Origin of the sequence: Phyllobacterium sp. (genome assembly GCF_037994405.1) — a bacterium.
Classification (GTDB): domain Bacteria; phylum Pseudomonadota; class Alphaproteobacteria; order Rhizobiales; family Rhizobiaceae; genus Phyllobacterium.
Genome location: NZ_JBBNAN010000235.1, coordinates 1 through 14,783 on the forward strand (window position 1 = coordinate 1; position 14,783 = coordinate 14,783).

At 57.4% G+C, this 14,783-nt stretch carries 12 protein-coding genes; 10 read left to right on the plus strand and 2 right to left on the minus strand.

Features of this window, described 5'->3' with window-relative positions:
- Window positions 1-107 precede the first annotated feature (107 nt).
- Window positions 108-422, plus strand: coding sequence for an L-rhamnose mutarotase (gene rhaM / locus AAAC48_RS13140; protein ID WP_340654611.1), 315 nt, complete (start codon window positions 108-110; stop codon window positions 420-422).
- 5 nt (window positions 423-427) lie between these two features.
- Window positions 428-1,795, plus strand: coding sequence for an FGGY-family carbohydrate kinase (locus AAAC48_RS13145; RefSeq protein ID WP_340654601.1), 1,368 nt, complete (start codon window positions 428-430; stop codon window positions 1,793-1,795).
- A 47-nt stretch (window positions 1,796-1,842) separates the two neighbouring features.
- Here the strand turns inward: AAAC48_RS13145 and AAAC48_RS13150 are convergent, their stop codons facing one another.
- Complete coding sequence (locus AAAC48_RS13150; protein WP_340654602.1) at window positions 1,843-3,168, minus strand: dicarboxylate/amino acid:cation symporter; 1,326 nt, start codon at window positions 3,166-3,168, stop codon at window positions 1,843-1,845.
- Between the two features lie 243 nt (window positions 3,169-3,411).
- Here AAAC48_RS13150 and AAAC48_RS13155 point away from each other — a divergent pair, with 243 nt between their 5' ends.
- Both AAAC48_RS13155 and AAAC48_RS13160 read left to right on the plus strand, forming a co-directional pair.
- Window positions 3,412-5,268: an ATP-binding protein gene (locus tag AAAC48_RS13155; protein ID WP_340654603.1), complete on the plus strand. Its 1,857-nt coding sequence runs from the start codon at window positions 3,412-3,414 to the stop codon at window positions 5,266-5,268.
- The gene (locus tag AAAC48_RS13160; protein ID WP_340654604.1) at window positions 5,268-6,623 is read left to right on the plus strand and encodes a sigma-54 dependent transcriptional regulator; all 1,356 of its coding nucleotides are present in this window, start codon (window positions 5,268-5,270) and stop codon (window positions 6,621-6,623) included. The genes AAAC48_RS13155 and AAAC48_RS13160 overlap by 1 nt, the downstream gene beginning before the upstream one ends.
- Here the strand turns inward: AAAC48_RS13160 and AAAC48_RS13165 are convergent.
- Window positions 6,620-7,750: a LacI family DNA-binding transcriptional regulator gene (locus AAAC48_RS13165; protein ID WP_340654605.1), complete on the minus strand. Its 1,131-nt coding sequence runs from the start codon at window positions 7,748-7,750 to the stop codon at window positions 6,620-6,622. The two genes, AAAC48_RS13160 and AAAC48_RS13165, sit on opposite strands and share 4 nt — an antisense overlap.
- Before the next feature lie 173 nt (window positions 7,751-7,923).
- On the opposite strand from AAAC48_RS13165, the gene AAAC48_RS13170 reads away from it, so the two are divergent.
- The 6 genes from AAAC48_RS13170 to AAAC48_RS13195 form a co-directional block, all read left to right on the plus strand.
- Window positions 7,924-8,904: an ABC transporter substrate-binding protein gene (locus tag AAAC48_RS13170; protein WP_340654606.1), complete on the plus strand. Its 981-nt coding sequence runs from the start codon at window positions 7,924-7,926 to the stop codon at window positions 8,902-8,904.
- Window positions 8,905-9,006: 102 nt separating this feature from the next.
- Entirely contained in the window at window positions 9,007-10,545 is a 1,539-nt protein-coding gene (locus tag AAAC48_RS13175; RefSeq protein ID WP_340654607.1) for a sugar ABC transporter ATP-binding protein, read from the plus strand.
- 53 nt (window positions 10,546-10,598) lie between these two features.
- Window positions 10,599-11,537, plus strand: a complete 939-nt coding sequence (locus AAAC48_RS13180; RefSeq protein ID WP_340654612.1) for an ABC transporter permease — start codon at window positions 10,599-10,601, stop codon at window positions 11,535-11,537.
- On the plus strand, window positions 11,534-12,508 hold the full coding sequence (locus AAAC48_RS13185) for an ABC transporter permease (protein WP_340654608.1): 975 nt from the start codon (window positions 11,534-11,536) through the stop codon (window positions 12,506-12,508). The genes AAAC48_RS13180 and AAAC48_RS13185 overlap by 4 nt, the downstream gene beginning before the upstream one ends.
- 1 nt (window position 12,509) lies before the next feature.
- Complete coding sequence (locus AAAC48_RS13190; protein ID WP_340654609.1) at window positions 12,510-13,526, plus strand: aldose epimerase family protein; 1,017 nt, start codon at window positions 12,510-12,512, stop codon at window positions 13,524-13,526.
- 55 nt (window positions 13,527-13,581) lie between these two features.
- Window positions 13,582-14,783: NAD(P)H-dependent oxidoreductase (locus AAAC48_RS13195; RefSeq protein WP_340654610.1), on the plus strand; the 1,202-nt coding region annotated here is incomplete at its 3' end.

Genomic DNA, 14,783 nt, shown 5'->3' on the forward strand with positions numbered 1-14,783 from the left:
GTGCCGGGTATCGTCATGTCGATCTTCATTGGCCTGCTCTTGATCACCACCATCACGCTGCCAATCATTATGCGGCAGTTCAGACACAGGAAACACGCATGAGTGCTATGGAAAAATATGCGTTCACGATGACGCTCAATCCTGGCATGGAGGCAGAATATCAGCGCCGGCACGATGCGATATGGCCGGATCTCGTCGATCTTTTGCACGAAGCGGGAGTGAGCGACTATTCGATCCATCTCGATCGCTCGACCAACACGCTTTTTGGCGTGCTGACTCGCCCGGCCAATCACGCCATGCAGGGGCTCCCGGAGCATCCTTTAATGAAGAAATGGTGGGCACAAATGGCGGATATCATGCTTACCAATCCGGACAATTCACCGGTTCAGAACGATCTCGTTTGCCTGTTTCACATGGCCTGACCGGCATGAGTGATCATCGCCGCATAGCCGTCATCGATGTCGGCAAGACGAATGCGAAGCTTGTCGTTGTCGATGCCGCGACGGGCGTGGAGATCGCCGCGCGTAGCACCTCGAACCGTGTGGTCCGGGATGGACTTTATCCGCATTATGATATTGAAACGCTGTGGGCGTTCTTTGTCGAAGCACTTACCAGTTTTGCCACCTCCCCCGGCTTCGACGCGATTTCGGTAACAGCACATGGTGCGGCAGCCGTGTTGCTGGGCGAAAATGATCTGGCCATGCCGGTGATCGACTATGAGCATCAATATCCAGATAACGTGCGCACGGCCTATGCGGCGCAGCGGCCAGATTTTGCCGAGACCCGTTCGCCATTTCTCTCCGGCGGTCTCAATGTTGGAGCGCAGATCCATTATCAGAAGACGCAGTTCCCGGCGGAATTTTCCGCAGTCAGGACCATCGTCACCTATGCGCAGTATTGGGTATGGCGACTGACCAGAATTGCAGTGAACGAGGTCACGTCACTCGGTTGCCACACTGATCTTTGGAATCCACAAAAAGGCGATTACTCCAGTCTTGTCGATACGCTCGAATTGCGCCCGTTGATGGCACCGATCCGTTCGGCTTTCGACTGTATTGGTGAGCTACGCCAACCGCTGGCGAGACAGCTTGGCCTGCAAAGGACGGTTCCTGTCTATTGCGGCATTCACGATTCCAATGCCTCGCTCTTGCCGCATCTGACCAGCCGCACGTCGCCATTTTCGGTTGTGTCGACAGGCACCTGGGTTGTGTCCTTTGCCGTCGGCGGCCGGCTCGACCAGCTCGATCCGGCGCGCGACACGCTCGCCAATGTCGACGCCTACGGCAAGGCGGTGCCATCAGCGCGGTTCATGGGCGGGCGTGAATTTGATCTTTTGACCAATGGCAACGCGGTGGAGGCGGATGCACAGACCTTGAACCAAGTCGTTGGCGACCAGTTTATGGTCCTTCCTAGTGTGGTTGAGGGGTCTGGCCCCTACCCTGCACATGAAGCAATCTTGTTGAATAACCAGTCACGCTCTGCCGCCGAGATAAATGTCGCAGCATCGCTCTACACGGCCCTGATGACAAACACTTGCCTTGAACTGATTGGTGCATCCGGCCCGACGATCCTAGAGGGTCCGTTTTCCCGCAACCGCATTTACCTGTCAGCACTGCTATCCTTGAGCGGACGCGAGGTGATCGCCCTACCCGGTTCTACGGGGACAAGTCTTGGTGCCGCGCTGCTCGCTGGAGCCGCATGTTCCCTCAAGCCCGCGGCGGGTGAGGTGGTGCCGTTAGGCGAGGCCTTTGACGCCTATGCGAAAAGCTGGCGCGAAAACGTGCAGGGCACATAAAATGGCGGACCGCAAGGGTCCGCCTTTTCACAACAGTTTGCATCACTTCAGCTGGCGAGAGCCAAGGCATCTTCGTCGGCGAAATCTCCGTTCAGCGCCTGCGCCAACTTGTTCTTGTCGAGTTCACCTTCCCAGCGGGCGACAACAATCGTTGCTACCGCATTGCCGACCAGATTGGTAAGGGCCCGGCATTCCGACATGAAACGGTCGATACCAAGGATCAGTGCCATGCCGGCGACCGGAACCGCAGGAACGACAGACAATGTAGCTGCCAGCGTGATGAAGCCCGCACCGGTAATGCCCGCGGCACCCTTTGAACTGAGCATCGCCACTAGCAGGAGTAACACCTGATCCGTCAAGGTTAGCGGCGTATTCGTTGCCTGGGCAATGAACAGCGCAGCCAAGGTCATGTAGATATTGGTACCGTCAAGATTGAACGAGTAGCCGGTCGGGATAACCAGACCAACCACCGATTTCTTGCAGCCCGCCTTTTCCATTTTGGCCATGAGTGTTGGCAGCGCGGCTTCGGACGAGCTTGTGCCAAGTACCAGCAGCAACTCTTCCTTGATGTAGCGGATCAAGGCCAGGATAGAGAAGCCATTATACCAGGCGACCGCACCGAGTACGACCAGTACGAAAAGCAGGGAAGTCAGATAGAATGTGCCAATTAGCATGATCAGATTGGCCACTGAGCCGATGCCGTACTTACCAATGGTGAAAGCCATCGCGCCAAAGGCGCCGATCGGGGCGGCTTTCATCAGGATCGCAACGAGCTTGAACACCGGAGCGGCAAGCGTCTGCAGGAAATTGGTGACTGGTTCCGCCTTCTCGCCGACCATGGCGAGTGAAAGCCCGAACAGCACCGAGAAGAACAGTACCTGCAGAATATCGCCGGAAGCAAAGGCACCGACGATTGTTGTCGGAATGATATTGGTCAGGAAGCCAACGATACTCTGCTCATGCGCCTGCTGTGTATATGTCGCAACCGCTTTCGGATCGAGTGAAGCGGGATCGATATTCATGCCCGCGCCGGGCTGGACGACATTGGCGACGATCAAGCCGACGATCAAAGCGAGCGTCGAGAAGATCAGGAAGTAGATCATCGCCTTGCCTGCGACACGGCCGACCTTTTTAAGATCGCTCATTCCAGCGATGCCTGTCGACACGGTCAGGAAAATAACCGGTGCGATGATCATCTTGACGAGTTTGATGAAAGCATCGCCAAGTGGCTTCATGCTGGTACCGATATCAGGATAGAAGTGGCCAAGCAGGATACCGATGGTGATGGCAACGATCACCTGAAAATAGAGGTGGGCGTAAATGGGTGTTTTGCCGCGCGGCTGCGGCGCTGTGTTTATTGTCACAGGACTCATGACTTCCTCCATGATGTGAGCCGCGTCTGGCAGAATCGCCTGTCAGCCTCCCGGGCTCCGTTAAAGGGCGGATAGACCGGCCCCTGCTAAATGTTTTGCAAGTAGCGTGCCAGTTTGCAGAAATTGACGAAGTACTTGAAATCAAAGGAAACTTTTAAATAAGACCATCAATTCCACTTAAGTTATGTGCGAAGTTTCGCACACATGTCTTGTGATTTGTGCGGGTTTCTGCACAATGCAGAAATGGAAAACGCTGCGACGACATTAGGATTGACGGTCGATCGTCATGCAAGGAAGGGTCTCTTCGCGAAAGTCGCTTGGGGATTGATTGCGGTAATCGTGATGTTGGCCGCCCTTGTTGTTGCGCGCGATTACGGCCGCAGGCGTGCATACGAGGCGCTGCAGGCGCGTGCACAGGGCACGGCCGAACTTAACGCCGTCCTCTTGCGAACCGTGCTCGAAAAGCAGCGCTCATTGCCCTTCGTTCTTTCGCAGGATCGTGACGTCATCAGTGCGCTTTCCTCGCGCAGCGGCAGCATGCTGCAACTTGTCAATCGCAAGCTCGAAAGCTTGATTCCGGGAACGCGATCCGCGGTCATTTACCTTCTGGACGCCGATGGCGTGGCACTTGCCTCCAGCAACTGGCGTGAACCGACAAGCTTCGTTGGCACCAATTATAGCTTCCGTCCCTATTACACCCGCGCGGTCATTGCCGGAGAGGCTGAACATTACGCGCTAGGTACCGTCAGCAAGCGCCCCGGCCTTTACATATCAAAGCGTATTGACGGCCCATTGGGTTTGCTGGGTGTCATCGTCGTCAAGCTCGAATTTGATGAGCTCGAAGCTGACTGGCGCCGCAACAGCGATCCGTCTCTCGTCGTCGATCAGCGCGGAATTGTGCTCGTCACCAGTGTCCCCGAATGGCGGTTCATGACGGAGGGCTCCATTCCCGCCGACCAGATGGGGCCGATCCGCGAAAGCCTGCAATTTGGCGATGCGCCGCTTGAACCGCTCAGCATCAATCCTGCCCGGCCGCACAGCCAGCCCGATATCGTTCAGGCTCGATTGCCCGGCGCGACGAAAAGTGAAGAATTCGTACGCGTGCAGGCGTCAGTCCCCACCACGAGCTGGACCTTGCAGTTGCTGACCCCGGCAGCACCGGTCGTGGCCGAAGCAACGCGAAGCGCACAGTTACTCGCATTGACGGTTCTTGCGCCGATCCTGGGCCTTGCCGCCTTTTTGCTCCGCCGCCGCGGATTGGCACAGCGCCGGGCCCGCGAACAGGAAGCGGCACGGTTCGAGCTTGAGCGCCGTGTCGCCGAACGTACGGCAGACCTCAGCACCGCTCATGCGGAACTTGTCATGCAGGCGGAGGAACGGCAGAAAACCGAGACAAAACTGCAGACGGTGCAACAGGAATTGGTGCAAGCCAACCGCCTTGCCATTCTCGGGCAGGTCACCGCCGGCGTCGCCCACGAAATCAATCAGCCGGTGGCCGCCATTCGGTCCTACGCCGACAATGCTGGAATGTTCCTTGGCCGTAACCAGGTTGAACCCGTAAAGGACAATCTAAAGGCGATCGCCGGATTGACCGAGCGTATTGGCAGCATTACCGAAGAACTGCGTACCTTCTCTCGCAAAGGCACCAGCGACGCGGGTCCGATCAGCGTGAGCGACGTGATCGAAGGGGCAATGCTTCTGCTCGGCAGTCGATTCCGCCAAAGGGCAGGTCAAATCATCACGCAGGCGCCGCCAGCCGACATCAAGGTTCACGGAAATCGTATCCGGCTTGAACAGGTGCTCATCAATCTCATGCAGAATGCCCTGGAAGCGACCGAGGGCGGTCCGGCGAGCAAGATCAGCGTGCGTTGTGCAATAACAGACAATGAAGTTGAGCTGATCGTTTGCGACAATGGCCCTGGCATTCCCGAAGCGATCATGCAAGCGCTTTTTACTCCGTTCAATACATCCAAGGACCGCGGGCTTGGGCTTGGCCTCGTCATCTGCCACGACATTGTCGCGGAATATGGTGGACGCATCGAGGTTGACAGCAGCGCTGCGGGAACAAAATTCACCGTCCATCTACCGAGGGTCAATTGATGGATTTGCCGCCGAACGTAGCCTTTGTCGATGATGATGATGATCTACGCAATGCCAACCGGCAAACGCTGGAGCTTGCCGGATTTAATGTCTTGCCCTTCGCGGATGCGATGAGCGCACTTCGATATTTGACATTGGATTTTGACGGTGTGGTTGTGACCGACATACGCATGCCGCATATCGACGGTCTGGAATTGTTTCGCCGCTTGCGAACGCTGGATCCAGACCTGCCAGTCTTACTGATTACCGGGCATGGCGATATCGATATGGCCGTCCAAGCCATGCAGGAAGGCGCCTATGATTTTATTGCTAAACCCTACCCCGCGGACCGCCTTGTCCATAGCATCGCGCGAGGGATCGAAAAGCGACGGCTGGTCATAGAAAACCGGCGCTTGCGGCTCGAGCTGGAATCGTCGGATGAAAACCTGCCGCTTATCGGCCAGACCCCGGCCATGCAGAATCTGCGCAAGACGTTGCGCCATGTGGCCAATGCTGACGTTGATGTGCTGATTGCCGGTGAAACCGGCACCGGAAAGGATGTGGCGGCGGGACTACTTCATGAATGGAGCCGGCGCAGAACGGGCAATTTCGTTGCCCTTAATTGCGGGGCATTGCCAGAAACGGTTATTGAAAGTGAGCTCTTCGGTCATGAAGCGGGAGCCTACACCGGTGCGCTGAAGAAGCGAGTGGGCCGCATTGAACATGCCAGTGGCGGCACGCTGTTTCTCGATGAGATCGAAAGCATGCCGCTGTCGACCCAGGTCAAACTGCTGCGCGTCCTCGAAACCCGGGAGATCACCCCCCTTGGTACAAATGAGCACCGCCCGGTTGATCTGCGCGTGGTCGCGGCGGCAAAGGTCGATCTCGGTAGCCCGGAACAGCGCGGCAACTTCCGTGAGGATTTATTCTACCGGCTGAATGTCGTCACCGTTTCCATACCGCCCTTACGCGAGCGCAAAGACGACATTCTTCTGCTGTTTACGCATTTTCTGCAGCGTGCTGCTGCCCGGTTCAAGATCGAACCGCCGCAGATCACGGTCGCATTGCAAACACGCCTGATGGATCACGATTGGCCCGGCAATGTCCGTGAACTTTCACATTTCGCCGAACGGGTGGCGCTGGGTCTAGGTGACCTGGGAAGCGCACAAATCAGTCAGCCGGCAAAAACAACAAGCCTGCCTGAAGCGATGGAGCAGCACGAGGCCAAGCTCATTCGCGATGCCTTGAACGCAAACCGCGGCGATGTGCGTTCCACCATTGAAGCACTCGGCATCCCGCGCAAGACCTTCTACGACAAGCTGCAGCGTCATGGCATCGATCGTGGTGATTATGCCAAGGCGAAACCTGCCAGCTAGATGGCGAATGAAACAGGCTCCAGGCATTGCGCAACAGAAAGGCGCTCAACCAGAGGACATTCAAGCTTCGTAATCGGATAGCGCGCTGCGGGCGTGCGAACAAACGTATCGAGTTGCTCGATTGCCCAGCGGCCCATCGCCCGATGCGGCAGAACCGAGGTCGTAAGCTGCGGATGAAGATGGCGAGAGATTTCTTCGTCATCGTAACCTATGACGGAAATATCTTCTGGAATGCGCATGCCAGCTTCCTTCAGGGCCTCATAGCAGCCAATTGCGGTACGATCGTTCTGGCAGAAAATGGCGGTAGGGCGGTCTTTCAAAGCCAGTAATTCCCTGGTTGCCGCGTATCCGGCGCTCGCTGACCAGTCGCCTTCGATCACCAGTTCTGGATCGAAGGGAATATCCGCAGTCGCCAGCGCGCGGCGGTAGCCTTTCAGCCGGTCTTTCGCGGCCTCCATCCAGGGCTCGCCCGTGATGGTCCCAATGCGGCGATGACCATGCTGGATCAAATGCCGGGTCGAGTGTTGGCCCCCCGCGATCTCGCTCGGGACGACCGCAGGAAAGGCATGGTCAGCCGTGTAACAATTGAGCAAGACGACAGGGACGTCCAGCTCGTAGACCAAGGCAGGAAGGACGACTTCGCGCGTGAAGATCGCCATATATATCAGCGCCGAAATCCCCTGTTCGCGCAGCGCCCTAATGGTGCGGGGCTCCATCTCCGGGTCGTTGAGCGTTTGTGCAACGAGAATGATATTGCCTGCATTCCAGGAAGCCTGGCGCGCGCCCTCAATCGCAACGACGGCTTCCGGGCTAGTGGCAAGTTGATCGACAACAAAACCGATCTTGCCATCGATTGTGGGCGCCAACGCATCGGACGGATCAAGATGGGCAAAGCTTGGAGCGGCATAACCAAGTGACCGTGCCGCTTCGATCACTCGTTCGCGCGTCTCGGTCGCAAGCTTGATACCGGGCGTCTTGTTAAGAACGAACGAGACTGTTGCCTGCGAACACCCGGCAGCGCGCGCAATATCGGTCATGGTCACGCGCTTGCTGATGCGCTTGCGCCGGGGTGCAATACGAGCTGTCTTTGATTTCCCAGTGGGCTTGTCTTCCACTGTATCGCTCATGTGCAATTATACCTCGCGCCGTCTGCCGGCTCATCTGAATCAAACCGAGTTGACCGATAGTACGAGCAGATTGCAGGACTAATCAATATAAATAATTATTGACTAATTTTTATAAGCAGCGATGATCGCTGCAGTGGGATCACCACGAGCTAATTTCTGGGAGGAAATTTTCTATGACTATCACCCGTCGGACTCTGCTGTTCACATCGGCCGTTGGGCTGGCAGCCGCCATAGTTGCCAGCAACGCATTCGCGGATGCACCGCCCCTTAAAAAGAAAGACACCTACAAGGTCGGCTTTGCCCAGACCGAAAGCAACAATCCATGGCGCCTCGCCCAGACCGCGAGCATGCAGGCGGAAGCCAAGAAGCGTGGCTGGCAGCTCGTTTATACGGATGCGGCGAGTTCCGCTGCCAAGCAGGTGGCCGACGTCAATTCGATGATCGCCCAGGGTGTTGATCTGATCTTCCTGGCACCCAGAGAGGAAAAACCGCTCATTCCCGCGATTAAAGCCGCCAAAAATGCCGGCATTCCGGTCATTCTGCTTGACCGCAATGTTGACGCTTCCCTTGCCAAAGCAGGTGAAGACTACGTGACGTTCATCGGGTCGAACTTTATTGAAGAAGGCCAACGTGTCGCCGATTGGTTGGTCAAGAACGCCAATGGCAAGACCACAATCATCGAACTTGAAGGGACGACGGGTTCGTCGCCCGCCAATGATCGCAAGAAGGGCTTTGACGATGTGATAGCCAAGCATCCGGAGTTCAAGATAGTCGCCTCGCAGACCGGCGATTTCGCCCGCGACAAGGGGCGTCAGGTTGCCGAGACATTGCTCCAGGCCCATCCCGACGCCAACGTCGTCTATGCCCATAATGACGAGATGGCCATCGGCGCGATTTCTGCCATTGAGGCAGCCGGCAAAGTGCCGGGCAAGGACATCCTCGTTTTGTCGATCGACGGTGGCAAGGAAGCGGTACAGGGTGTTGTCGACGGCAAGATTGCCGCGGTTGTCGAATGCAATCCGCGCTTCGGTCCGAAGGCCTTCGATACGGCTGTCGCTTACGCTAATGGCGACAAGATTCCAGCCAAGCTCATTAACCCCGATCAGTTCTACGATGCCAGCAACGCAAAGGATCTGCTGGGCACCGCCTATTGATTTTGTGACGATGCCAGCGCTCTTATAGGGCGCTGGCTTTTCCTTCGGCGTTTGCAGCTGCAGCGTCGAAGGTTTTCCGATGCGTTCAGAAATGGCTTTGCAATGAACACCGATAACCTTTTATCGATGACGGGGATCGACAAGCGCTTTGCAGGAATTCCTGCGCTGTCCGGTGCGTTCTTCGCGATCGGACGCGGTGAAGTTCACGCATTGATCGGTCAAAATGGTGCCGGTAAATCAACGCTGATCAAGGTGCTGACCGGCTATCACCGACGGGACGGCGGTGAGGTGGAATTTGATGGCAAGCCTTTCGAAGTCTTCTCGCCCCAGCAGGCCCAGGCCAGCGGCATCAGCACGATTTACCAGGAAATCAATCTCGTTCCATACCGTTCCGTCACAGAGAACATCTGCCTCGGTCGCGAAGCCCGTCGCTTTGGCTTGCTCGACTGGAGGCGAATGCATAGGGAAGCAGAAATGCTGCTCCAGCGCTTCAACGTGCGCGTTGATGTGCGCCGGCCCCTGATGGAATTCAACACCGCCACGCAGCAAATGGTGGCAATTGCGCGCGCCATCGGCTTTTCTGCGAAGCTCGTTATCATGGACGAGCCAACGTCTTCGCTCGATGAGCGGGAAGTTACAGTTCTCTTCGATGTCGTTCGGCAGCTGAAAAAGGACGGTGTTTCGGTGGTCTTCGTCAGCCATAAGCTCGATGAACTTTACGAAATTTGCGACCGTGTCACCATCATGCGCGACGGAAGGACTGTTAAGACCGCTTCCATGAATGAGATCGACAAAATCGGTCTTGTCTCTTCGATGCTGGGACGTGCCATTGATCGAGCCGAGGGCCATGCCACTGCCTTCAGCGATCGCGACGAAAAGAAGATCGGCAAAGTGCTGCTGTCGGCTGCAAATCTCGCTGTCAATCAGACAGTGCAGGACGTATCGTTCAGCGTGCGAAGCGGCGAGATCGCCGGGTTTGCCGGCCTGCTCGGTGCCGGACGTACCGAAACAGCCAGGCTGGTCTTTGGGATCGACCGCCCGCGTGCAGGCACCATGCATTTTGACGGGAGAGAGTTCGAGCCGCACAAGCCTTCAGATGCCATTGCAGCAGGCATAGGGTTCTGTACGGAAGACCGTAAAAGCGAGGGCATCGTTCCCGAGATGAGCGTTGCGGAAAACATGATGCTGGCGCTGATGCCGAAGCTCAGCAAATCTGGCATCATCGACGAGAAGGCACAGCGCGACATTGTCGAACGCTTCATCAAACAGCTCGGCATCAAATGTTCGGGGCCGGACCAGAAGGTGCGCGAGCTTTCCGGTGGCAACCAGCAGAAAGTGTTGCTCGGTCGCTGGCTGGCCATGAGCCCGCGCCTGCTCATACTCGACGAACCAACCCGCGGCATCGACGTTGGCGCCAAGGGCGAGATACAATCCCTGATCAAGGCGCTCGCTGACCAAGGGCTTGCGGTGTTGATGATCTCGTCCGAATTGGAAGAGGTGATCGAGGGCGCCGACCGTGTCTTCGTGCTGCGCGAAGGTATCAGCGTGGCCGAGTTCGATCGTGATCAGGCCACCGAAGACGCATTGATGTCTGCTATGGCCCATGGCAATGCACCCCATATCGAGGGAGTGGTATCGTGACCGACATCACGCGGCAACAGCGCTTATTGAGACCGATAGCTCCCTTTGATTTCATGGCGCGCTACGGCACGCTGATTGCACTTGTCCTCCTCATCCTGTTCAATCTTGCCTTCACCCGCAACTTCGCTACGACGCAGACTTTGAATGTGAATCTTACGCAAGTCTGCACCATCGTAATCGTCGCCGTCGGCATGACATTGGTGATCGCCACAGGCGGCATTGATCTCTCGGTCGGATCACTGATGGCGATCTCCGGCGCTTTGGCGCCGATGATCTTCCTTGGCAAGATCATTCCGATCGAAAATGTCTATCTGGCAGTGGTTGCCGCCATGGTCATTTCCATTGGCGTTGCCGGCTCATTCGGGCTCTTCAATGGTTGGCTGATCGCGATATTCCGCATCCAGCCAATCGTCGCCACCCTGGTTCTGTTCATTGCCGGACGCGGTATCGCCCAGGTGTTGACGAATGGCAATCTCCAGACTTTCCGCGTTCCGCAATTCCAGTGGATCGGTCTTGGCCGCGTGTTCGGCATTCCCATCCAGGTTGTGCTCATGGCCCTGCTGGTCATCGCCGCCGCCTGGGTGCTGAAGCGAACGGTTTTTGGCCGCCAGATCATAGCCATCGGTGGCAATGAGCGAGCGGCTGAACTCTCCGGCATTGCCGTTTCCAAAGTAAAGCTTGTTGTCTACACGATTAGCGGTCTGTGCGCCGGTCTTGCGGGACTTGTCGTGATCGCCATAAATTCTTCCAGTGACGCCAACCTCGTTGGCATGGGGATGGAACTCGACGCGATCGCGGCGGTTGCCGTCGGTGGCACACTGCTCAGCGGAGGCAAGGCGACAATCGTCGGCACACTTCTCGGGGCCATGACCATCCAGCTGGTTCGTTACACATTGCTCGCCAATGGCGTGCCGGATGCGGCCGCACTTGTGGTCAAGGCAGGGATTATCGTGCTCGCCGTTTGGATCCAGCAACAGGGTCGACGCACATGACAAGGCCCCGATTAATATCCTTGTTGGGCAGTTATGGTGTGGTGTTGGCACTATTGCTCCTCATCCTTTTCGGCTGGGCGCGCTACGATTATTTTCTCGGTTTTTTCAACGTCACCAGCGTGCTTCGCTACAACTCGATGTTTGCGCTGGTGGCGCTCGGCATGTGCTTTGTTATCATGACTGGCGGCATCGACCTGTCAGTGGGCTCGACCGCCGCGCTCGGCAGTGTCGTTGCGGCACTTGCCAGTCCATACGGGGCATGGATCGGGCTTGGCGCCGGCGTCGGTGCCGGGCTGTGCGTCGGCCTTATCAATGCCACCCTGGTAACTCGCATGAAGATCATGCCGTTCGTGGCGACATTGGCGATGATGTTGGCGGCAAGTGGTACGGCTCTGCTACTCGCCGCTAACCAGTCAGTTTCCGTCTCGTACGAAAGCGGCTTCACCTCGATTGGTCAGGATAATTTTCTCGGCTTTCCCATTCCGGCGTGGATTGCGATTGTGGCCTATGTCATCGGCTGGGTCGTGCTTAACTTTACCAGCACGGGACGCGGCGTCCTCGCAGTTGGCGGCAATGAAGACGCGACAAGGCTGATGGGTCTCCCCGCTGACCGCATAAAATTGGTGGTCTATCTCGCCAGCGGCGGACTTGCCGGACTTGCCGGCGTCATCCTCGCGTCACAATTTGGTGCGGGACAGCCAATCGAGGGTGTCGGCTGGGAGCTGTTCGCTATTGCGGCGGTCGTTGTTGGCGGGACACTGCTTACCGGCGGCGTCGGCTCCGTGGGCGCAACCCTTGCTGGTGTATTGCTTCTCGGCATCCTCTTCAACGTGTTGAACTTTGAAAACGGAAAAGGCTGGATTTCGCTTTCCGCCTATTGGCAATCGGTTATCCGCGGTCTCTTTTTGCTTGTCGTCGTGATCCTGCAGGCGAAGCTGTCGTCGCGCGGCACTGCTGCAAGGGATTATTGATTTGCGCGAAGCTGCTGACCCAGATGATTTCGGGACGTTCGAGGGTGAACCGGTATTCCAGGCAACGATCCGCTCGCCCGCAGGCGCGATTGCCAATGTCTTGAGTTGGGGTGCGGTCATCAGGGATCTGCAAATCCCGTTAAAGGACGGCGGCCGCCAGAGTGTGGTGCTGGGATTTGATACGTTTGATCCCTACCCTGCCCTGTCCCCGTTCTTTGGCGCCCTTGTCGGTCGCTACGCCAACCGGATCGCCAACGGACGTTTCATGCTGGATGGCAAAATCACTCAACTCGATCTGAACGAGGGTGGACAGACATTGCATGGCGGCAGCCGCGGCGTTTCGCAACGTCTGTGGACCATCGCGAAATGGACCCAGTCTCAGGTTACCCTTGCCCTCCATCTCGCAGATGGCGACCAGGGCTTTCCAGGCAATATGAATGTTCGCTGCACATATGGGTTTGTCGGTGACACGACGCTCGGCGTTGAAATCCACGCAGTGACCGATGCAGCGACGATCGTCAATTTTGCTCAGCACAGTTATTTCAATCTTGATGGGTCAAGCGATATTCGCGATCATCGCCTGCGGATCCTTGCCGATGCTTATACCCCGGTTGATGACAATCTGATCCCGACTGGCGAGATCACTCCGGTTGGTGCCACGCCCTATGATTTCCGCTTGCCGCGACGAATCGGAACCAGCGGATCGATGCCCTATGATCACAATTTCGTCCTCAACGAGCCAATCAGCGATGGCATACATTTTGCCGCCTCGCTGGTGGCAAGCAATGGCCTCGCGATGCACGTGCATACGAATGAGCCCGGCCTTCAATTCTATGATGGGGCGATGATCCCGTCCCTCGTCGGGCTTGGCGGCAGGCGCTATGGTCCGCACAGCGGCCTCTGTCTTGAAGCCCAGCACTTCCCGGACAGCCCGAACCAGCCGCATTTTCCCAATACGGTTCTGCGTCCGGGCGAGATCTACCGCCAGCGCACCGAATTCCGTTTCCATAATGTCTAACTTGCCAATCTCCATTTCCCGTCCTATGCCCGTCTGATACAGACTGGAGGGCATCATGGCTACGAATGTTGCATTGACGGGATTGGCGCGGGACATGCAGGCACGGGCGCAGACGGGCCGTCCGATCCGCATCGGGCTGATCGGTTCGGGCGAGATGGGGACGGACATCGTCACCCGGGTGGCGCATATGCCCGGCATCGAGATCGGGGCGATTTCCGAACTCAACCTGCAGGGTGCGCTGAAGGCGGTCGACATTGCCTATCAGGAGGAAGGGCATTCCCGGGAAGTGTCGAATGCCTCTTCGCTCACCGCAGCGATGGAGGCCGGCAGGATCGCCGTCACCGATGATGCCAACCTCATCCTCGAAAATGACCTGATCGATGTGGTCATCGATGCGACCGGCGTGCCGGCGGTCGGGGCCGAGATCGGCCTTCGGGCCATGGAGCATGGCAAGCATCTCGTGATGATGAATGTCGAGGCGGACGTGACCATCGGCGCGTACCTCAAGAGCGAGGCCGACCGGCTCGGCGTCACCTATTCGCTGGGGGCGGGCGATGAGCCCTCCTCGTGCATGGAGCTGATCGAATTCGTCTCGGCCATGGGCCATCCGATCGTTGCCGCCGGCAAGGGCAAGAACAATCCGCTCAACATCGACGCCATTCCGGACGATTATGAGGAGGAAGCCCGGCGCCGCCACATGAATGTGCGCATGCTGGTGGAATTCGTCGACGGCTCGAAGACCATGGTGGAGATGGCGGCAATCGCCAATGCCACCGGGCTGGTGCCGGACAAGCCGGGCATGCACGGTCCGGCGGCGACGCTCGACCAGCTGTCGAAGACCTTGATCCCGGAAAAGGATGGCGGGGTGCTGTCGAAGGTCGGTGTTGTCGACTATTCGATCGGCAAGGGCGTGGCGCCGGGCGTCTTCGTTGTCGCCGACATGTCGCATCCGCGCATTTCGGAGCGGATGGAAGACCTGAAGATGGGCAAGGGCCCGTATTTCACCTTCCACCGCCCCTATCACCTGACATCGCTCGAGGTGCCGCTGACCTGCGCCCGTGTCGTGCTCTACGGCAAGGCCGACATGGTGCCGCTGGCCAAACCCGTCGCCGAAGTCTGTGCCGTGGCCAAGAAGGATCTGCAGCCGGGCGACAGGCTCGATGCCATCGGCGAATATTGCTACCGCGCCTGGATCATGACGGCCGCCGAAGCACGCAGCGCCGGCGCCATCCCCTGCGGCCTGTTGCAGGGCGGCAG